Here is a 21,228-nt window from a genome sequence, read left to right as displayed (position 1 = left end):
AGCCAGATTAGCGATCCCAGTACGACTCTTCCAGGCTGTCCTCACGTTCCGGCAGCCCGCGTGTCAGACGCGGAGAATGCTGGTTCAGTACCTGATAACTGACACGGTTAGCATATTTACACACCTGCGCCAGCGACGAATAGGTCAGCCAGGTGAATTTGTGCTTACTGGAGTTCGGTACGTTGCTACGATGGTAACTGTTCGCCGTAATATCGTGCAGCAGCGCCGCCAGCGCGCCATCGCCCGCGCCGTTGGTGTTCATGATTTTTTCCGGCCCGCCCATATACGGCGCAATATGCGAATAAACGCGCAGCGGATTAGTACAATCTTTATGGCGCATTGCCCGGCTAAATTCATACTGGTTAAATTCAGCAATAGCCCCCGGCAGCAGAGGATGCTGGGTTTTACGTTTTGCTTCCTCTTCGGTGAAGCCTGCCATATATAACCCTATCGGCCCGGCGGTGCATAACACCAGGTCGACCCAGTCCAGCGCCTTATCCGCCGCCAGCAGCGGGTCGTTTTCGCCGGTCAGCGCTTCCGCTTCTTCTTCATTCATTGCCAGAATCGAGACATTCTCTTTGAGAAACGCCTGCCACCACTGCGGATTATCGGCGATCACAAATTTGGTGCCCAGCGTCATGACAACCGGCACGTTATGCTTTTTCGCGTATTCGATCGCTTTCATCGTCGCGTCAGGCATCGGTTCGCCAGGCTTACAGCGCACCAGATATGAGGTCAACACCAGCGCGGAAGCGCCAGCGATCACCGCTTCCGGAATACTTTCCGCCCGTAGCTGATTCATATGGCCGGGGCTGATAGCGAAGGTACGCTCGCCGGATTCGCCAATCAGCGTGAAACAGCGGCCAATCGGACCATCTACCGCTTGCAGATAATTCAGGTCGGTACGGCTGGAAGTATTACACAGGTAGCGATAAGCGTAGCTGCCAATCTCAATGTTGCTGCACATCACGCCCAGTAACACCGAACGGTCATCCGCCAGTACCGAGTAATTATGCATCGTATTGCCTATGGTGCCGCCAGCAAACTGATGGGTGATCAGATTTTCCCGCGTCAGTTCCTGATACAGCTTCTCCGCCAACTCGTCTTCTATCACCAGAGAATGCCCGGCGCTTAATCCATAGCGTGTAATAAAATCGTCATCCACTTTCGCCTCAATATCCACCAACGTCTGGTCGATACCGACGACCCAGGAGGCGTTGGTTTCCTGTTCTGGCTGAATTTGTTGCAACAACGGGTCACGCGCATTGACGGGAAAATAGTGTTTGGATTTACGTTTACCGGGAAATTTCATGATTGTGCTTACGGATGAATAACGGAGCGCTGCATGGTAGCACATTCCCCCTGCTGCGCGCGACGGACGATGGCGTTTCAATATCGGACGACGAGATCGCAGTTTCTCCAGCCGCGTTTTTTACAATGGTTCACTTTCACAAGGAGCGTTTTATGAAGCCGGAAAATAAAATTCCCGTACTCACCCGACTGTCTGACGAAATGACAGCCGTCGTAAACTTCCAGCAACCAGGCCTTCCCCCCTGGCCTGCCGATGGCGATATTGAGACCCAGCGTCAGTATTATCTTCTTGAGCGCCGTTTCTGGAATGCCGACGCGCCGTCCATGACCACCCGCACCTGCGCCGTCTCTACGCCTTATGGCGATGTAACAACCCGGCTCTACTCGCCGCAGCCGACCAGTCAGGCCACCTTATACTATCTGCACGGCGGCGGATTTATCCTCGGTAATCTGGATACGCATGACCGGATAATGCGTCTGCTGGCGCGTTATACCGGCTGCACCGTGATCGGTATTGATTATTCGCTGTCGCCGCAAGCGCGTTATCCGCAGGCCATTGAAGAAACCGTCGCGGTATGCAGCTACTTCTCTCAACATGCCGATGAATACTCGCTCAACGTGGAGGAAATCGGTTTCGCCGGAGATTCCGCAGGCGCCATGCTGGCGCTTGCCAGCGCGCTCTGGCTACGTGATAAGCACATTCGCTGCGGTAACGTTATCGCGATTCTGTTGTGGTATGGGCTGTATGGGTTGCAAGATTCGGTAAGCCGCCGTCTGTTCGGCGGCGCGTGGGACGGCCTGACGCGTGAAGATCTGGACATGTACGAAAAGGCCTATCTGCGTAACGATGAAGATCGGGAATCGCCCTGGTATTGTCTGTTTAATAACGATCTCACGCGCGATGTGCCGCCCTGCTTTATTGCCAGCGCGGAGTTTGATCCGCTCATTGATGACAGCCGCTTGCTGCACCAGACATTACAGGCGCACCAGCAGCCCTGCGAATACAAAATGTATCCCGGCACGCTGCACGCCTTCCTGCACTATTCGCGAATGATGACAATCGCCGACGATGCCTTGCAGGACGGCGCACGCTTCTTTATGGCGAGGATGAAGACGCCGCGTTAACGGTACGGCGCCGTGAGTTTCAGTATCATATCAATATGTTCCGGCGTCGCGTTCAGCGCCTGAATGTACGCATATTTTTTACCGCCCGCTTCAAGGAAAATCTCGCGGTTCTGTTCCGCTATCTCTTCCAGCGTCTCCAGACAATCCGCGGCAAACCCCGGACACATGACCTGAATATGGCCAGTCCCCTTTTCACCCAACATTTTTAGCGTTTCATCGGTGTACGGCGTCAGCCACGGTTCACGGCCAAAGCGCGACTGGAACGTCATCATTACCTTTTCCGGCGGCAGTCCCAATGCGGAAACCAGTTCACGCGTGGTATCGCGACAGCGCTGCGGGTAGTCATCGCCTTCATCCGCATAACGTTGTGGAATGCCGTGATAGGAGAGCAGAAGTAAATCCGGCTCGCCGTGTCTGGCGAACGACTCACGCGCGCTTTTCGCCAGCGCATCGATATAAGCGCCGTCATCCGCGTAATCGCGAATAAATGAGATCCCGGGAATACGACGTTTACGCGCCAGTATCCGCCCCAGTTCGTCCCAGACTGCGCCCACCGTTGAGCAAGAATATTGCGGGTACAACGGCAGCACGACGATATGGTCGACGTCGCTTGCTAACAGTTCATCGACAGCGCTTTCCAGCGAGGGCGAGCCGTAGCTCATCCCCAGCGCGACGGGCGTGTCTGGCAACCGCGCGGCCAGCGCCTGTTGCTGTTCGCGGCTATATACCATGAGCGGCGAACCGCCATCCATCCAGATAGATTGATAGAGTTTCGCGACGCGCGGCGAACGCAGCGGTAAAATAACGCCACGCAGCAGCGGCCACCACAGCAGACGAGGAGTATCCACCACGCGTCTGTCGCTTAAAAATTGTTTCAGGTAGCGCTTTACCGCTTCAGGAGTTGGGGCATCTGGCGTGCCAAGGTTAGCCAGCAGGATACCGGTTTTCGTCTGACGCATTGCCGCCTCTTATCTATTCAAATTGTTGATAATTGTAGCGGAAAAGCGATAAAGAAGAACTAATTGCTGCGAGAGGTAAGACGAGAATTTGCCGAATGGCGCTAACGATACCGGTAGGCCGGATAAGGCGTTCAGGCCGCCATTCGGCACCGATTGCCTGATGGCGCTACGCTTATCAGGCCTGCGGGATAATGGCAGGCCTGATAAGCGGTTCACTACGCGAAAAAAATTAACCGAGGATTTTTTCCAGCGCTGCGCGCACGTCGGCAACGGCCTGCGTACCGTCAACTTTAGCGTATTTGGTGTTGCCCGCTTCCGCTTCTTTCTGGTAGTAGCCAATCAGCGGCGCGGTCATCTGATGATATTCCACCAGACGTTTGCGAACGGTCTCTTCCTGATCGTCTTTACGGGTCGTCAGATCTTCGCCGGTGACGTCATCTTTGCCTTCCACTTTCGGCGGATTAAACTTAACGTGGTAAACGCGGCCAGAGGCGGCGTGTACGCGACGACCCACAATACGGTCAACGATCAGTTCGTCCGGTACGTCGAATTCCAGCACGTAATCCACCACAATACCCGCTTCTTTCATCGCGTCAGCCTGCGGGATCGTGCGCGGGAAACCGTCCAGCAGAAAACCGTTACGGCAGTCTTCCTGGGCGATACGCTCTTTAACCAGCGCAATCACCAGTTCATCGGTCACCAGTTTACCGGCGTCCATGATATCTTTCGCCTGTTTGCCCAACTCGGAGCCTGATTTCACTGCGGCGCGCAGCATATCGCCAGTGGAGATTTGCGGAATACCATATTTCTCCATGATGAACTGAGCCTGAGTTCCTTTACCCGCGCCCGGAGCGCCAAGCAGAATAATACGCATTACGAAAATCCCCTCAAAGGTTGTCGATATTTTTTAAAAAGCGCTAAACGATACCACCATCACGCATTTCGCTCAAGGAAGTCGCCTGATGCTGAAACGGTTAACGAAGAGAAATCCAGAAAAGAGAAGGTATTATAAAAAATGCCGGATGGCGCTGGCGCTTATCCGGCCTACAAACAGTACTCGTCCGTAGGCCGGATAAGATGCTTCGCGTCGCCATCCGGCAGTCACAAAACAGTACTCGCCCGTAGGCCGGATAAGACGCTTCGCGTCGCCATCCGGCAGTCACAAAACAGTACCCGTCCGTAGGCCGGATAAGATGCTTCGCGTCGCCATCCGGCAGTCACAAAACAGTACCCGCCCGTAGGTCGGGTAAGACGCTTCGCGTCGCTATCCGGCAATCAGATGAGCGTTATCAGGACACCAGCAACTGGTTCATACGGCGGATAAACTGGTTCGGATCTTCCAGCGTACCGCGTTCAGCGAACAGCGCCTGATCCAGCAGCAGCTCGACCCACTCTTTAAACTGCGCTTCATCCTTGGTATCGGCAGTGCGTTTGACCAGCACATGATCCGGGTTGAGCTCAAAGATGTATTTCACTTCCGGCACGGACTGACCGGCCGCGGCGAACAGTTTCGCCATCTGGGTGCTCATTTCATCCGCATCGGTGGTGACAATCGCCGGCGTGTCGGTTAAACGGTGTGTCAGACGCACCTCTTTCACGCGATCGCCCAGCAGGGTTTTGACACGCTCCACGAACGGCTCAAGCGCCTTTTCCGCTTCTTTCGCGTTTTCGTCGACTTCATCCGCCAGTTTTTCGATGGACTCATCGGCTTTAGCGACCGACTGGAATGCTTTACCGTCAAACTCGGTCAGGTAGTTCATCATCCACTCGTCGATGCGATCGGAGAGCAGCAGCACTTCGATGCCTTTCTTACGCAGCAGCTCCAGGTGCGGGCTGTTTTTCGCCGCCGCATAGCTGTCTGCGGTGATGTAGTAGATTTTTTCCTGCCCTTCTTTCATCCGGGAGACGTAATCTTCCAGCGACACGGTCTGGGCGGAAGAGTCGGTATGGGTGGAGGCAAAGCGCAACAGTTTAGCGATCGCTTCCTGGTTGGCGTGATCTTCCGCCGGGCCTTCTTTCAACACCAGACCGAACTGTTTCCAGAAGGTTTGGTATTTTTCCGCGTCGTCTTTCGCCAGTTTTTCCAGCATTTGCAGAACGCGTTTGGTCAGGGCGCTGCGCAGATTACGCGTTACCGTGCTGTCCTGCAGGATTTCACGGGAGACATTCAACGGCAGGTCATTAGAATCAATCAGGCCGCGCACGAAACGCAGATAGTTCGGCATGAACTGCTCGGCATCGTCCATAATGAACACACGCTGTACGTACAGCTTCAGACCATGTTTGTGATCGCGGTTCCACAGATCCCACGGCGCCTGCGACGGGATATACAGCAGGCTGGTGTACTCCTGCTTACCTTCCACGCGGTTGTGGCTCCAGGTCAGCGGATCGGTGAAATCATGCGCGATGTGCTTGTAAAACTCGTTGTACTCGTCGTCTTTAATTTCCGACTTGTTACGGGTCCACAACGCCTGGGCCTTGTTGATTTTCTCCCAGGAAATCACGGTTTCGCCGTCTTTTTCTTCCCGTTTTTCAATCTCTACCGGCAATGCGATGTGATCGGAATATTTACTGATAATTGAGCGTACGCGCCAGTCATCGAGGAATTCATCTTCGCCTTCACGCAGGTGTAAGGTGATTTCCGTACCACGGTCATTTTTGGTGATATCGGCAACGGTATATTCGCCTTCGCCTGCCGATTCCCAGAACACGCCATTTTCCGGCTTGTCGCCTGCCGCACGGGTACGTACGGTCACTTTATCGGCCACAATAAACGCGGAGTAGAAGCCTACGCCAAACTGACCGATGAGCTGGCTATCTTTCGCCTGATCGGACCCCATTGATTCGAGGAAAGATTTGGTGCCGGACTTGGCAATGGTGCCTAAGTGGTCAATCACCTCATCACGATTCATCCCCACGCCGTTATCGGCAATGGTCAACGTACGCTTATCTTTATCGAAAGAGACGCGCACACGCAGCTCGCCATCTCCTTCATACAGGTCCGGGTTTGACAGAGCGCGGAAACGCAGCTTGTCCGCCGCATCTGAGGCGTTAGAGATGAGTTCACGCAGGAAGATTTCTTTATTGGAATAAAGAGAATGGATCATCAGGTGCAGAAGCTGTTTAACTTCTGACTGAAAACCACGCGTTTCTTGTCCTTTCATGTGGATAGACCTCAACAATGCCATTTTTAATGGTAAAAATACGTTGAGGGTGAGATGGGGACAAGCGGGTGTGATTTCAAGCGGAGGCCGCGAACGCCGCCTCCGTTTGTTCAGAAAATAATCTTATGGCGTCCCGCCAGCGAGTGGGACAGCGTCGTACCGTCGACCATCTCCAGTTCGCCGCCAACCGGCACGCCGTGGGCGATACGACTGGCTTCGACGCCGGCCTCCGCGCACAGCTCGGCAATATAGTTCGCGGTAGCCTCCCCTTCAACCGTCGGGTTGGTCGCGAGGATCAGCTCGCTGATTTTTTCTGACGCCAGCCGCTGTTCCAGACGATCGAGACCGATATCATCCGGCCCGATGCCGTCCAGCGGCGACAGGTGGCCCATCAGCACGAAATACCGCCCGGAAAATTGCCCGGTCTGCTCAATGGCGTAGATATCCGCAGGACTCTCCACCACGCAAATCTGGCCGTTTTCCTGGCGCCGCGGGTTCGAACAGATATTACAAACATCCTGCTCGGTAAAGGTGCGGCAGTCGGCGCAGTGGCCGATTTCCGACATCGCCCGGGTCAGCGCCTGCGCCAGGCGCATTCCGCCGCTACGATCGCGCTGCAACAGGGTAAACGCCATCCGTTGCGCCGACTTAGGGCCGACGCCCGGAAGGCAGCGCAACGCTTCCATAAGCTGAGTTAACAGCGGACTGGTTTGCATCAGAATGGCATCTTAAAGCCTGGCGGCAGTTGCATACCGGAAGAGACGGAAGCCATCTTCTCTTTTTGCGTCTCTTCAATGCGGCGCGCCGCATCGTTGAAGGCCGCAGCGACCAGATCTTCCAGCATCTCTTTGTCATCTTCCAGCAGGCTTGGGTCAATTTCCACACGGCGGCAGTTATGCGCACCGTTGATGGTAACCTTCACCAGACCCGCGCCGGATTCGCCGGTCACTTCCAGCTGCGCAATCTCTTCCTGCATTTTCTGCATTTTTTCCTGCATCTGCTGGGCCTGCTTCATCAGATTGCCCAGACCGCCTTTTCCAAACATAAGCTCTCTCTCTTGATGGTTCACAATCGCAAGCCGGGCTTACGATCAAATGGGGCGGATACTCTCTTCATCCAGCTCGGCGTCGAAGAATCGACGCAGCGTCTGAATGTTATTATCCGCGATAATTGACTCACGCGCTTGCGCGAGTTTCTCTTCATAAATGGCCTGACGCCATTCCAGCGGCGTACGCACCGCGGGATTATCATCTTCAACGATGGTCAGTTCAACCGTCGTTCCCGTCAGATCGCTGAGCGCTTGCGCCAGCTTTTGCTGCGCACCGCTGGAATTGAGGTGCCGCTGCGTCGAGCGCAGATGCAGACAAACCGCGTTGCCGTTCTGCTCCTTCCAGGCATTGAGCGCCACCTGCTCCACCAGCTTAGGCAAAGAAAGCTGGCTTACCTGCGCCGCCCACGGATCGCGCTCAATCGCTTCCGCCGCCAGTTTAGCCGCCAGCTCCGGCGTTTTTTCATGCTCCAGAGCTTTCTTAAGCGCTTTTGGCGTAGCCACCACTTCTTTGGTTTGCACTACCGGCGTGGTGGCCTTCCAGCGATAAGCCTCTTTCTTTACTGGCGTCGTTTCCAGCGCAGACGGCGCCGGGCGCGCCTGTACGCGCTCCGAAACCGAGGCCAGCCGCTCCAGCGCAGAGTTATTCACCGGCCGCGCGCGGGATGCGGCTGCCGGTTCACTCTTTTTTGTTTTGGTTACTCCCTGCGCGCGCTGTAGCTGATTGCGCGCCGCCAGCACCTGACTGGTAGACGCCGGCAGCGGCGCTGGCGATGTCTGCGGCGCGGGCGCCGACGGCTGCTGCACCTGCGGCGGCGTCATTACCGCCGTTGGGGCCACGGGCGCAAAAGACTGCCGCGGCGTTTCAGGCTCCGGCAAGGGCATACGCGGGTGAAACGCCAGCGCACGCAATAACGTCATTTCAACGCCCATCCGCCGGTCCGGCGCCCAGGGCAATTCTTTGCGACCAATCAACAACGTCTGATAATAGAGCTGAAGATCGCCGGGAGGCACCGTCCGGGCAAGTTCGCGCATCCGTTGCTCGATAGCCGCCATATCGCTGCCTAACGCGGCAGGCGAAAGTTGCACCATCGCAATACGGTGCAGCAGGCTAAGCATTTCGACCAGCAGCGCTTCCCATTCAATACCGCGCGCCGCCGCCTCGTTGATAAGCGACATGACGCGTTCGCCGTTAGCGTCAACCACTGCCTCGACTAATGACAAAGCCTGGTCGTCGTCCAGCGTACCGAGCATGGCGCTTACCGCCTGCGTCGAAACCTGCCCGTCGCCACTGGCGATCGCCTGGTCAGTCAGACTTAATGCATCGCGCAGGCTGCCGTCAGCCGCGCGTGATAACAACTGCAACGCGCGGGGTTCGTGAGCGATATGTTCCTCATTGAGAATATGCTCAAGCTGATGGCGAATCTGTTCAACATCCAGCGCTTTGAGATGAAACTGTAGGCAGCGCGACAAAATGGTCACCGGCAGCTTCTGCGGATCGGTGGTCGCCAGTAAAAATTTCACATGCGCTGGCGGCTCTTCAAGCGTTTTAAGTAGCGCATTAAAGCTGTGGCGCGACAGCATGTGGACTTCATCGATCAGATAGACTTTAAAGCGACCGCGCGCAGGCGCGTACTGGACGTTATCCAGCAGGTCGCGGGTGTCTTCGACTTTGGTACGCGATGCGGCGTCAATCTCAATGAGATCGACAAAACGCCCTTGCTCAATTTCCCGACAGTTATCGCAAACGCCGCACGGCGTCGCGGTAATACCGGTTTCGCAGTTCAGCCCCTTCGCCAGCAGTCGGGCGATAGAAGTTTTACCGACGCCGCGCGTGCCGGAAAAAAGATATGCGTGATGAATGCGCCCTAACGACAAGCCGTTCGCCAGTGCGGTCAGCACATGTTCCTGGCCGACGACGTCAGCAAAGGTTTGTGGGCGCCATTTTCTGGCTAAGACCTGATAACTCATTGGCAGGCTCTGAAACGCTGGAAGGTGGATTCATAGAAGGGTAATGCTAACACAACCTCGCCGATACAGCGAGGTTGTCTCTCTGGCTAAAATAGCAGTGCGAATAGCCTGAATCAATGCCCTGGAAACGGCATCAGGCTATAACAGGTAATCCCCTGCTTTTCCAGACGCTGCTCGCCGCCCAGATCGAACAAATTGATGATGAACGCCGCATCGGTGACTTTCCCGCCCAGACGACGGATCAGCTTCACGGTCGCCTCAATGGTGCCGCCAGTCGCCAGCAGATCGTCCACGACCAGCACGTTGTCGCCAGGTTTAATCGCGTCGACATGGATTTCCAGCTGATCGGTGCCGTACTCTAATTCATAGGTCTCGGCAATAGTTTCACGCGGTAATTTGCGCGGTTTACGTACCGGAACAAAACCAACGCCCAGCCCAAGCGCAACCGGCGCGCCAAACAGGAAGCCACGCGCTTCGGTGCCGACCACTTTGGTGATACCCGCATTTTTATAACGCTCAACTAACAGTTCAATACTGAGCGCGTAGGCTTTCGGGTCTTCCAGTAAGCTGGTGACATCACGGAAAAGAATGCCCGGTTTCGGGTAATCCTGAATGCTTTTGATGCTGTTTTTGAGAAACTCAAGCTGCTGTGCAGTCGCGGTCATGGATATATGCCTGCTAAGTACGGTGTTACTCACGGCGCAATACTTTTCAGTCAGGGGTAACGCTCGGTTACTCTTTGACCGCCTGCGCCTGTGCTCGAAAACGGTCGAATTTACTGGCTGTGAACGACAATTGCAACAGCGATTCGTGTGCTTCAGCGCTTTTGTTGCTTTTCATCAATCACCGGTATCCGCCACATAAAAATCAGCAGGCAGGCCAAAATAACCAACAGCAGCACCCGCACCCACATCATATTCACCAGCCACAGCGAAATACCAAAGGTCAGCAATATCAACGCGATCGCTCGCGGTTTCGCTCCCGGCGGCATGGCCCGATAGCGCTGCCAGTGGCGCAGATAACCGCCAAACCATGAGCGGTATAACAACCAAGCATGGAAACGCGGCGACGAGCGGGCGAAACACCAGGCTGCCAGTAAAATGAACGGCGTAGTCGGCAACAGGGGCAAAACCACGCCCAGTGTCCCTAATACTACCGCCAGCCAGCCAATGATGATTAAAATAGTACGTTGCATAATGCGAATCGTTATCAAACAGAAGGCTACTGTAGCACAGCCTGTCTTATTTTCATCGGGGTGTTGAATTGAAAACCGCTATGCTGTTACAGACGCTGGAAGAGAAGCTGGCGACGCTACGCCAACGCTGCGCGCCGCTGGCGTAACATGCGACGTTAAGCGCGCGCTTTGACCGACACCTTTTCCGTACCCGCAGTACTCTGTTGCAGGGATATCTGGAAGAGGCAGACGCCAATCTCGCCGCGTTGCGTCAGGCGGTAAAACATGAGCAACTGCCGCAAGTCGCCTGGCTGGCGGAACATCTGGCTTCGCAACTGGAGGCGATATCGCGTGAAACCGCCGCCTGGTCGCTGCGCCAGTGGGATGCCGCCGCACCAGGGCTTGGCCGTTGGCAGCGCAGACGAATACAGCATCAGGAGTTTGAATGTCGACTGCTGGCGATGACACAGGAGCGCAAAATTCGTCTGGCGCAGGCGACCGGCCTTGTCGAACAACAAACGCTGCAAAAGGAAGTCGAGATCTATGAAGGACGGCTGGCGCGCTGCCGACATGCGCTGGAGAAAATAGAAAACGTACTGGCGCGTTTACCCCGTTAACCCAGGAGAAAGTATGTCGCTTGAAAATGCCCCTGATGAAGTCAAACTGGCCGTGGATTTAATTGTGCTGCTTGAAGAGAATCGCTTACCGGCACGAACGGTGCTACGCGCGCTGGAAATAGTTATGCGTGATTATGAAAACAAGTTAAAAAGTACGGAAGACGACTCGCAAACAGAGTAATAGCCCCCTGGTTTGTCCTCGTTGTCGCTGACAAAGTGGTCGCTACAGTCAGGCAACAAAGGACGGGGCATGGAACGTCTACCCACCACGCCGCACGATGCGGTATTCCGACAGATGCTGATGCAAAAAGAGGTCGCCCGCGACTTTCTGGCTATCCACTTGCCAGAAGACTTTCTTGCAATCTGCGATCTGGATTCACTGAAGCTGGAGTCGGGGAGTTTTGTTGAAGACAATTTACGCAGCCGCTATTCAGATATTCTCTACTCTCTGCATACCCAACACGGCCCCGGGTATGTTTACGCGCTTATTGAACATCAGAGCAAATCAGACCGGCTGATGGCTTTTCGCCTGATGCGGTACGCCATTGCCGCCATGCAGCGTCATCTGGATGCCGGCCATGATACCTTGCCGCTGGTGGTACCAATCCTCTTTTATCACGGTCCGGAAAGCCCGTGGCCCTATAGCCTTAACTGGCATAATATGTTTGTGAAACCGGATATGGCGAAAGCCTTATACAGTCATGAATTTGCGCTGGTCGACCTAACGATAATGCCGGATAATCAGCTTTTGCAGCATCGGCGGATAGCGATGTTAGAGCTCCTGCAAAAACATATTCGTCAACGCGATTTAAGCGAACTGCTCGACCCCCTTATCACGCTTTTAACGCAGGATCATTTGACGGACGCGCAGCTCAGTGTGCTGATCAACTATATGTTGAAAGCAGGAAACGCCGCAGAACCCGGGGCGCTAATTCGTCAACTGGCGCAGGGCGCGCCGCAGTATAAGGAACAACTGATGACAATAGCGGAATGGCTGGAAGAAAAAGGCCGAACGGAAGGGTTGCGAAAAGGGCTTGAGCAAGGGTTGGCACAAGGCCGTGAGGCCGAAGCGCGCGCTATTGCCCGCAAAATGCTTGCCAACGGGCTGGAACCCGGGCTCATCGCCAGCGTCACCGGCATTACGCCGGAAGAGCTTTCTACGCTTTCGCATTAGCGGCGCCGCGCGCACTCATAAAGCGCGCGGCCCACCGCCTTTTAGCTTGCCGCCGGCGCCAGATCGCCGCCGTTGAGATCGCGCTTCACTTCAGTGACTTCGTCGCCCTTCGCGTTATGCAGATGCACCTCAAGCTGGTTAAAGGCAATATTGATATCATTTTCACGGCACAGTCGATCGATCGCGCGGTTCAGTTCATCCACCGTATGGCTACGATCACGCAATTCACGCACATACAGACGCAGTTCATGATCCAGAGTGCTGGCGCCAAAGGTGGTGAAGAATACGGCAGGTTCCGGATCGTGCATCACCTTCGGATGCTCCATCGCCGCCTGTAGCAGGACTCTTTTCACTTTCTCCAGATCCGAGCCATAGGCCACGCCAAGCCGGATCACCAGACGTGTCGTGGTATCGGAGAGGGACCAGTTAATCAGCCGCTCCGTTACGAACGCTTTGTTCGGAATGATCACTTCTTTACGATCAAAATCGGTAATAGTGGTGGCGCGAATACGAATCTTACTGACCGTGCCGGAGTAGGTGCCGATCGTTACCGTATCGCCAATGCGTACCGGACGTTCGAAGAGGATGATTAAACCCGAGACAAAGTTACCGAAGATCTCCTGTAGCCCAAAACCGAGACCTACCGACAACGCCGCCGCCAGCCACTGGAGTTTATCCCACGAGACGCCGAGCGATCCGAATACTGTCATCGCGCCAACAGCGATAATGACGTAGTTAAGGATCGTGGTGATCGCATACGAAGCCCCTTGGCGCATATTCAGGCGTGAAAGCACCAGCACTTCCAGCAGGCCGGGTAAGTTGCGGATGAGCGCCCAGGCCACCATCGCGGCAATAATGGCAAATAGCAAGCTGCCCATCGTCACGCTTTTCACCACCGCAGCGCCAGCTTCGGAGCCGTTGTAGTGCCACAGCGTGATGCTATCAAGATAGCTGAATACGGTGATCAAATCGGACCAAATCGCCCAGAACATAACGCCAAACAGGGCAAGCATTAGCAGCATCGTGATACGTAATGTTTGCTGGTTAATTTGCTCCAACGCGATGGTGGGTTCTTCCTGTGGTTCCGCCCCTTCCGCTCCCTCTTTTACCAGGTTCTGACGACGAGCCAGCGCGCGTCGCCAGGCAATCCGGCGCGCCGCTACACTTAACCCGCGCAGCACCGTTTGATAAAGCAGGTTCCAGATAATGACCAGATAGACGGTTTCAATCCAGCGCCCCGCCAGGCGCAGGGTGGTATAGAAATAGCCAGTCGCCGTTAATACCATTAACGCCACTGGAATAATGGAAAGAATCGTCACGGTCACCAGTCGAATGCCGTGAGATTCTTTATCGCGCCAGCTTTCCCGGCACAGTGGCCACACCAGCAATGTTATGACCAGCAGATTGAGGAAAATAACCGCCTGCCCCAGCACGTCATCCATCAGATTCAGCGGCGACAACTCCGCCACCACAGACCAAAAGTGCAGCGGCAGCAATGCGAGGCTAATGCGTACAATCTGGCGACGCCAGTGGCTGGTCAACTGCGCCGGCATACCAAAATGGCGTATCGCCACGCCTTCTTTTTCCAGCACCTTCCAGCACAGCCCAAAGACCAGCCAGAACATCGCGAGCTTTTCACTAAAGGCCCAGAGCAGATCGCTGATATTTAGCTGCATGGTCAGCAGGATCAATCCAATCGCGAGGATAATCAGGCACACCGGCAGCGCGCGGATCAGATCGATCAGAATAGCTTTTGGCGTATTGAGCTGACTATCGTTACGCAGCGATCCCACGGCGGCGGCCAGCTTCTGTTGATACGCTTTTAACCATTTCAGACGCCAGCGGATTAAACCGGCGATGAGCAAGAGCGGCAACCCGGCCAAAAAAGCAATAAATACTGCGGGCCAGGCTTTTTGCCAGTTCACCGTGATTTTCATGGCGCTGAATTGCTCTTTTAACGTTTGGGGGAACGCTTTAAGCCAGTCCCAGTCCATAGGGCGGTTACTGTTCACCCAAAAAATCTGCTGCGTCAGAATGGCTTTCAGATTTTTCGAGACGCTCATCAACTGCTGCTGGTTAACTTGCAGGTTAATCGCCATCATCAGCTGGTTACCCAACTGTTTATTTAGCTGATCCAATAGCTCACGGCGCATCTCCACCACCTGAAGCAACGCATCATGAACTTCATCATTCACCTCGCTGGTATGCCCCTCCTCCAGCTTGTCGACAAAGGCATCGCTTTGGAATAAGGCATCACGCTGCTGGTTGATTTCAAACTGCTCCAGACGCAAATCCGCAATGCGGTTGGTCATATCTTCGAGTTCGTCGGCGGAGGGCAGGGTTTGCTGCTGTTGATAAAGAATACGCGACAGCAACAGGCTGCCTTTTAAGACGGCAATCTGTTCTTTGATATTTCTTTCCGACTGCAGAGCGCGATCGAGCCAGTTTTTTACTTTAATGTTTTGCTGCATCAACATATTGCCGTTTTCGGTCGCGACAATCAGACGCTGGCTGAGTTGATGGTTAATATCCAGTTCCTGTTTTACCAACGGGTTCGCCTGGATACGCGCCGTTTCGTCCGGCGAAATAGCCTCCTGGGCCGTTTTTTCCGTTAGCGTAAGTCGTTTACTGTTGACCGCCTCCTGTAAAAGTTGAAGCTGATGTTCAAGGCGATTACTGTTGGCCGTCACGTAATCCCGCTGTTTTTGCAGGGTGTCCTGCAAAACGGTATTCCCTTCAAGACTCTTACGTTGCTGGTCGATCTGCGCATTAAGCAGCGCCTGTTGTGCCTGTAATAACACCTGTTGGCTGGGGCGAAGCGCGGCTTCGCCGACGTTATTGCCGTCCAGACGGTTACGGATTTGCTGTATTTGCTGTGAGGCGGTATACATGGCGTTTTGCACGCGCTCCGGCTGGGTTTGTAGCGAAACAAGCTGGCTGTTATAAGCGGCAAGATCGTTTTGCGAGTTTTGCAAATCATCCAGTACCTGCGCCACGCGCAGCTCAAGCTGACGTAGCGAAAGCGCACTCAGCGTTTTTCGCATTTCATCATCATTATCGACATCGCTCAGCGCATTCAACGCAGCCGTCGCCTGACGCATTTTTTCAGGCGCCTGCGCCACCTTCTGCCGTAGCTGTACGGTCTCCTCTTTTACCCGCTCGATTTTCTCCAGCGTAGCTAACGTATCAATAAGGTCTTGCTGGACGAGCTTATCCTGGGCGGAGAGATCTTTTTGCTTATTCAGCGTATCCAGCTGGTTTTGCACATCCGCTTTTGACGGCAGGTCGCCATTCGTTTGCCCCCGGGCAAACGCCAGAGACTGACAGGACAGCAGGATAATAAGAACGCTAATTGTAATAAAAACAAAATGCTGTGAACGTTTATAAAGCTGCAACATAGTCATGAGAATGAAGTGTCTGAACCGGCAAGCAGACCGGAAATAATTGAGTCGCAAGAATATCACGCCTGTAACAAACAGAATAGCGACACAGAAAATGTCCAGGAGTTTTCCTGGAATATTATCAGGGGGAGCCGTTGACCGTCGACGCGCGCAGCGTCGGACACAATTGATACATCTCCAGCAGGATCGTGACGTAGGCGCGAGCTTCTTTTTTTAAATCAAACGATTGCGGAGCAAATAACCAGTTTTCCATGAGCCCTGAAATAAAGCTGCGCATCAGTATCGCCGCACGACGGGTCAGCAGATTTTCAGGCAGCATTTTAGCATTAATACAATGTTTTAACGTTTGTTCAATCCGATCGTAACTTTCCAGACAAAGGCTACGTTGCGCCTGTTGAACCACAACCATTTCTCCGACAAACTCACATTTATGGAATATAATCTCCATCAATAAGCGGCGTCGTTCTTCTGTTACAGTAGCTTCAAGAATATGAACTAAAATTTCTCTTAATACAGATAGTGGATCGTCGGGGAATTTTGCCTGATACTCAATCTCAAGCTCACCAATATTGGATTCTGATAGCTCCCAGATCTCACTGAATAAATCCGACTTATTTTTGAAATGCCAATAGATTGCGCCGCGCGTCACGCCAGCAGCGTTCGCAATCTCCGCCAGCGAGGTTGCCGATACGCCTTGCTGCGAGAACAAACGCAGGGCCACATCCAGGATGTGTTGTCGTGTCTCCAGCGCTTGTTGTTTGGTTTTTCGTGCCATATGTCGGTGAATTTACAGGCGTTAGATTTACATACATTTATGGATGTATGTACCATAGCATGACGATAATATAAACGCAGCAATGGGTTTAAGGACCTTTGACCATTGACCAATTTGAAATCGGACACTCGAGGTTTACATATGAACAAAAACAGAGGGTTAACGCCTCTGGCGGTCGTTCTGATGCTCTCAGGCAGCTTAGCGCTAACAGGATGTGACGACAAACAGGACCAGCAAGGCGGCCAGCAGATGCCAGAAGTTGGGGTTGTCACACTAAAAACGGAACCACTGCAAATCACAACTGAACTTCCGGGTCGTACCGTTGCTTACCGTATCGCCGAAGTTCGCCCGCAGGTAAGCGGCATTATCCTGAAGCGTAATTTCGTTGAGGGAAGTGATATCGAAGCGGGAGTCTCTCTCTATCAGATTGATCCTGCGACTTACCAGGCGACTTACGACAGCGCTAAGGGCGATCTGGCAAAAGCGCAGGCCGCCGCGAATATCGCTGAACTGACGGTGAAGCGTTATCAAAAGCTGCTGGGTACGCAGTACATCAGTAAGCAGGAATACGATCAGGCGCTGGCTGACGCGCAACAAGCGACTGCCGCCGTTGTCGCAGCAAAAGCCGCCGTTGAAACCGCACGTATCAACCTGGCGTATACCAAAGTCACCTCACCGATTAGCGGTCGTATTGGTAAGTCGTCCGTAACGGAAGGCGCGCTGGTACAGAACGGTCAGGCGTCGGCGCTGGCGACAGTGCAGCAGCTGGACCCTATTTATGTCGATGTGACCCAGTCCAGCAATGACTTCCTGCGCCTGAAGCAGGAGCTGGCAAATGGTTCGCTGAAGCAGGAAAACGGCAAAGCGAAGGTCGATCTGGTGACAAGCGACGGTATCAAATTCCCGCAGTCCGGTACGCTTGAATTCTCCGACGTGACCGTTGACCAAAGCACCGGGTCTATTACTTTGCGCGCCATCTTCCCTAACCCGGATCACACCTTATTGCCAGGAATGTTCGTTCGCGCACGTCTGCAGGAAGGGACAAAACCGACGGCATTACTGGTTCCACAACAGGGCGTTACCCGTACTCCACGCGGCGATGCCACGGTGCTGGTGGTTGGCGCTGATAACAAAGTGGAAACCCGCCAAATCGTCGCAAGCCAGGCGATCGGCGATAAGTGGCTGGTGACTGACGGGTTGAAAGCGGGCGACCGCGTAGTCGTCAGCGGGCTGCAAAAAGTACGTCCTGGCGCACAGGTTAAAGTGCAGGAAATTACCGCGGATAACAAACAGCAAGCCGCAAGCGGTGATCAACCTGCTCAGCCCAGGTCTTAACTTAAACAGGAGCCGTTAAGACATGCCTAATTTCTTTATCGATCGCCCTATATTTGCGTGGGTGATCGCCATCATCATCATGTTGGCAGGGGGGCTCGCGATCCTCAAATTGCCGGTAGCGCAATATCCGACGATTGCGCCACCAGCAGTGACGATCTCCGCAACCTACCCTGGCGCTGATGCGAAAACGGTACAGGATACCGTCACGCAGGTTATCGAACAGAATATGAACGGTATCGATAACCTGATGTATATGTCCTCCAACAGTGACTCCACGGGGACCGTACAGATCACGCTGACCTTTGAATCCGGCACCGATGCGGATATCGCGCAGGTTCAGGTTCAGAACAAGTTGCAACTGGCAATGCCGTTACTTCCCCAGGAAGTACAGCAACAGGGCGTGAGCGTTGAGAAGTCCTCAAGTAGCTTCCTGATGGTAGTGGGCGTCATTAACACCGACGGCACCATGACCCAGGAGGATATTTCGGATTACGTTGCCGCCAATATGAAAGATCCGATCAGCCGTACCTCTGGGGTGGGCGACGTCCAGCTGTTTGGTTCGCAGTATGCGATGCGTATCTGGATGAATCCGACAGAGCTGACCAAATACCAACTGACGCCGGTCGACGTGATTAACGCGATCAAAGCGCAGAACGCCCAGGTCGCGGCAGGTCAGCTCGGTGGTACACCGCCGGTAAAAGGCCAGCAGCTTAACGCATCGATTATTGCCCAAACGCGTCTGACCTCAACGGATGAGTTTGGCAAAATCCTGCTGAAAGTGAATCAGGATGGCTCTCAGGTTCGTCTGCGGGATGTAGCGAAAATTGAGCTTGGCGGCGAAAACTACGACGTCATCGCGAAATTTAACGGTCAGCCAGCGTCAGGTCTTGGCATCAAACTGGCTACCGGCGCCAACGCGCTGGATACCGCTACCGCTATTCGCGCCGAACTGAAAAAAATGGAACCGTTCTTCCCGCCAGGGATGAAAATCGTCTACCCGTATGACACCACGCCGTTCGTGAAGATCTCTATTCATGAAGTGGTAAAAACGCTGGTCGAAGCGATTATCCTCGTGTTCTTGGTGATGTACCTGTTCCTGCAGAACTTCCGCGCGACGTTGATTCCGACTATTGCGGTTCCGGTGGTGTTGTTGGGAACCTTTGCCGTGCTTGCGGCATTCGGTTTCTCGATAAACACGCTGACGATGTTCGGGATGGTGCTCGCCATCGGCTTGCTGGTGGATGACGCCATCGTGGTGGTCGAGAACGTCGAACGTGTTATGACGGAAGAAGGCCTTCCGCCGAAGGAAGCGACGCGCAAATCCATGGGCCAGATTCAGGGCGCATTGGTGGGTATCGCGATGGTACTGTCGGCGGTATTTATTCCGATGGCCTTCTTTGGCGGCTCAACCGGGGCAATTTATCGTCAGTTCTCTATCACCATCGTATCGGCGATGGCGCTGTCGGTGCTGGTCGCGCTGATCCTGACGCCCGCGCTGTGCGCGACGATGCTCAAACCCGTCGCCAAAGGCGATCATGGCGAAGGGAAAAAAGGCTTTTTCGGCTGGTTTAACCGCCTGTTTGATAAGAGCACGCATCACTACACCGATAGCGTAGGGAATATTCTGCGCAGCACCGGGCGTTATCTGCTGCTCTATCTCATTATCGTCGTCGGTATGGCTTATCTGTTCGTTCGTCTGCCAAGCTCTTTCTTGCCGGATGAAGACCAGGGCGTATTCCTGACAATGGTCCAGCTCCCCGCCGGCGCGACGCAAGAGCGCACGCAAAAAGTGCTGGATGAGGTCACGGATTACTATCTGAACAAAGAGAAAGCCAACGTTGAATCGGTATTCGCCGTCAACGGCTTCGGTTTTGCAGGGCGCGGTCAGAATACCGGTATTGCATTTGTGTCGTTGAAAGACTGGGCCGATCGTCCAGGCGAAAAAAACAAGGTTGAAGCGATTACCCAGCGGGCAACCGCAGCGTTTTCACAAATTAAAGATGCGATGGTCTTCGCCTTTAACCTACCGGCGATTGTTGAACTGGGCACCGCAACCGGGTTTGACTTCGAGTTGATTGACCAGGCGGGACTTGGTCACGAAAAACTCACCCAGGCACGTAATCAGTTGTTCGGCGAGGTGGCGAAATATCCTGATCTGTTGGTCGGCGTTCGACCTAACGGTCTGGAAGATACGCCGCAGTTTAAAATCGATATCGACCAGGAAAAAGCTCAGGCGCTGGGCGTGTCTATTAGCGACATTAATACCACGCTGGGCGCAGCATGGGGCGGCAGCTATGTAAACGACTTTATCGATCGCGGTCGTGTGAAGAAAGTTTACGTGATGTCCGAAGCGAAATACCGCATGTTGCCGGATGATATTAACGACTGGTACGTTCGTGGTAGCGATGGTCAGATGGTGCCGTTCTCCGCATTCTCCTCTTCCCGCTGGGAATATGGTTCGCCGCGTCTGGAACGCTATAACGGTCTGCCTTCGATGGAAATTCTGGGTCAGGCGGCGCCAGGCAAGAGTACTGGTGAAGCGATGGCGATGATGGAAGAACTGGCCAGCAAGCTGCCGTCAGGCATTGGGTATGACTGGACCGGGATGTCCTACCAGGAGCGGTTGTCCGGCAACCAGGCCCCTGCCCTGTATGCTATCTCGCTAATCGTCGTCTTCCTGTGTCTGGCGGCATTGTATGAGAGCTGGTCTATCCCGTTCTCCGTAATGCTGGTTGTTCCGCTTGGGGTTATCGGCGCGCTGCTGGCCGCGACCTTCCGCGGACTGACTAACGACGTTTACTTCCAGGTGGGCCTGCTCACAACCATTGGGTTGTCGGCGAAGAACGCGATACTTATCGTCGAATTCGCCAAAGACTTAATGGATAAAGAAGGGAAAGGTCTGGTAGAAGCGATGCTGGAGGCCGTCCGGATGCGTTTGCGTCCGATTCTGATGACCTCGTTAGCGTTCATGCTGGGGGTTATGCCGCTGGTTATCAGTTCCGGCGCGGGTTCCGGCGCGCAGAATGCGGTAGGTACTGGCGTACTGGGCGGGATGGTAACGGCAACCGTACTGGCTATTTTCTTCGTACCAGTCTTCTTCGTGGTGGTACGCCGCCGCTTTAGCCGTAAAAGCGAAGATATTGAGCATAGTCATTCGACAGAACATCGCTGATT

16 protein-coding genes, 1 pseudogene and 1 other annotated feature are annotated in these 21,228 nt (G+C 54.1%); of the genes and pseudogenes, 6 read left to right on the top strand and 11 right to left on the bottom strand.

Features of this window, described 5'->3' with window-relative positions:
• Window positions 1-7 precede the first annotated feature (7 nt).
• Complete coding sequence (gene gsk / locus AAYN39_RS14400) at window positions 8-1,312, bottom strand: inosine/guanosine kinase (protein ID WP_001766867.1); 1,305 nt, start codon at window positions 1,310-1,312, stop codon at window positions 8-10.
• A gap of 152 nt (window positions 1,313-1,464) precedes the next feature.
• Here gsk and aes point away from each other — a divergent pair, with 152 nt between their 5' ends.
• Window positions 1,465-2,436, top strand: coding sequence for an acetyl esterase (aes, locus tag AAYN39_RS14395; RefSeq protein WP_000801788.1), 972 nt, complete (start codon window positions 1,465-1,467; stop codon window positions 2,434-2,436).
• Here aes and hemH read toward each other — a convergent pair.
• The 8 genes from hemH to AAYN39_RS14355 form a co-directional block, all read right to left on the bottom strand.
• The gene (gene hemH / locus AAYN39_RS14390) at window positions 2,433-3,395 is read right to left on the bottom strand and encodes a ferrochelatase (protein ID WP_001250076.1); all 963 of its coding nucleotides are present in this window, start codon (window positions 3,393-3,395) and stop codon (window positions 2,433-2,435) included. The two genes, aes and hemH, sit on opposite strands and share 4 nt — an antisense overlap.
• 229 nt (window positions 3,396-3,624) lie before the next feature.
• Window positions 3,625-4,269 carry an adenylate kinase gene (gene adk, locus AAYN39_RS14385; RefSeq protein WP_001220237.1) on the bottom strand — a complete coding sequence of 215 codons (645 nt, stop codon included), beginning with the start codon at window positions 4,267-4,269 and terminating at the stop codon, window positions 3,625-3,627.
• A 415-nt stretch (window positions 4,270-4,684) separates the two neighbouring features.
• Window positions 4,685-6,559 (bottom strand): molecular chaperone HtpG, encoded by a 1,875-nt coding sequence (gene htpG, locus AAYN39_RS14380; protein WP_001682145.1) that lies wholly within the window; start codon window positions 6,557-6,559, stop codon window positions 4,685-4,687.
• A gap of 110 nt (window positions 6,560-6,669) precedes the next feature.
• Window positions 6,670-7,275 (bottom strand): recombination mediator RecR, encoded by a 606-nt coding sequence (recR, locus tag AAYN39_RS14375; RefSeq protein ID WP_001195023.1) that lies wholly within the window; start codon window positions 7,273-7,275, stop codon window positions 6,670-6,672.
• Window positions 7,275-7,604, bottom strand: a complete 330-nt coding sequence (locus tag AAYN39_RS14370) for a YbaB/EbfC family nucleoid-associated protein (protein WP_000467098.1) — start codon at window positions 7,602-7,604, stop codon at window positions 7,275-7,277. Before AAYN39_RS14370 ends, recR begins: the two co-directional genes overlap by 1 nt.
• Window positions 7,605-7,649: 45 nt before the next feature.
• Complete coding sequence (dnaX, locus tag AAYN39_RS14365; RefSeq protein ID WP_000121969.1) at window positions 7,650-9,578, bottom strand: DNA polymerase III subunit gamma/tau; 1,929 nt, start codon at window positions 9,576-9,578, stop codon at window positions 7,650-7,652.
• Window positions 8,253-8,317, bottom strand: a sequence feature (DnaX frameshifting element). It overlaps the preceding gene by 65 nt.
• Window positions 9,579-9,691: 113 nt before the next feature.
• Window positions 9,692-10,243 (bottom strand): adenine phosphoribosyltransferase, encoded by a 552-nt coding sequence (apt, locus tag AAYN39_RS14360; protein WP_000127348.1) that lies wholly within the window; start codon window positions 10,241-10,243, stop codon window positions 9,692-9,694.
• Between the two features lie 152 nt (window positions 10,244-10,395).
• Window positions 10,396-10,773, bottom strand: coding sequence for a DUF454 family protein (locus AAYN39_RS14355; protein ID WP_001189860.1), 378 nt, complete (start codon window positions 10,771-10,773; stop codon window positions 10,396-10,398).
• Window positions 10,774-10,841: 68 nt separating this feature from the next.
• Between AAYN39_RS14355 and priC the strand changes: the two are divergent.
• The 3 genes and pseudogenes from priC to AAYN39_RS14340 all read left to right on the top strand — a co-directional run bounded on the left by priC (window position 10,842) and on the right by AAYN39_RS14340 (window position 12,543).
• Window positions 10,842-11,369: pseudogene (priC, locus tag AAYN39_RS14350) on the top strand (primosomal replication protein N'').
• 13 nt (window positions 11,370-11,382) lie between these two features.
• The gene (rsmS, locus tag AAYN39_RS14345) at window positions 11,383-11,550 is read left to right on the top strand and encodes a pleiotropic regulatory protein RsmS (protein WP_000051161.1); all 168 of its coding nucleotides are present in this window, start codon (window positions 11,383-11,385) and stop codon (window positions 11,548-11,550) included.
• 69 nt (window positions 11,551-11,619) lie between these two features.
• Entirely contained in the window at window positions 11,620-12,543 is a 924-nt protein-coding gene (locus AAYN39_RS14340) for an Rpn family recombination-promoting nuclease/putative transposase (protein WP_000440515.1), read from the top strand.
• Window positions 12,544-12,584: 41 nt separating this feature from the next.
• On the opposite strand, the gene mscK is transcribed toward AAYN39_RS14340, so the two are convergent.
• Entirely contained in the window at window positions 12,585-15,947 is a 3,363-nt protein-coding gene (mscK, locus tag AAYN39_RS14335; RefSeq protein ID WP_000178243.1) for a mechanosensitive channel MscK, read from the bottom strand.
• Between the two features lie 118 nt (window positions 15,948-16,065).
• The gene (acrR, locus tag AAYN39_RS14330; RefSeq protein ID WP_000101755.1) at window positions 16,066-16,719 is read right to left on the bottom strand and encodes a multidrug efflux transporter transcriptional repressor AcrR; all 654 of its coding nucleotides are present in this window, start codon (window positions 16,717-16,719) and stop codon (window positions 16,066-16,068) included.
• A 141-nt stretch (window positions 16,720-16,860) separates the two neighbouring features.
• Between acrR and acrA the strand changes: the two genes are divergently transcribed.
• Complete coding sequence (gene acrA, locus AAYN39_RS14325; protein ID WP_001039199.1) at window positions 16,861-18,054, top strand: multidrug efflux RND transporter periplasmic adaptor subunit AcrA; 1,194 nt, start codon at window positions 16,861-16,863, stop codon at window positions 18,052-18,054.
• 22 nt (window positions 18,055-18,076) lie between these two features.
• The gene (acrB, locus tag AAYN39_RS14320; RefSeq protein WP_001132507.1) at window positions 18,077-21,226 is read left to right on the top strand and encodes an efflux RND transporter permease AcrB; all 3,150 of its coding nucleotides are present in this window, start codon (window positions 18,077-18,079) and stop codon (window positions 21,224-21,226) included.
• The last annotated feature ends 2 nt before the right edge of the window (window positions 21,227-21,228 follow it).

The organism is Salmonella sp. K21076 (assembly GCF_039650795.1).
GTDB lineage: Bacteria > Pseudomonadota > Gammaproteobacteria > Enterobacterales > Enterobacteriaceae > Salmonella > Salmonella enterica.
This window is presented reverse-complemented; position numbering and strand designations above follow the sequence as displayed.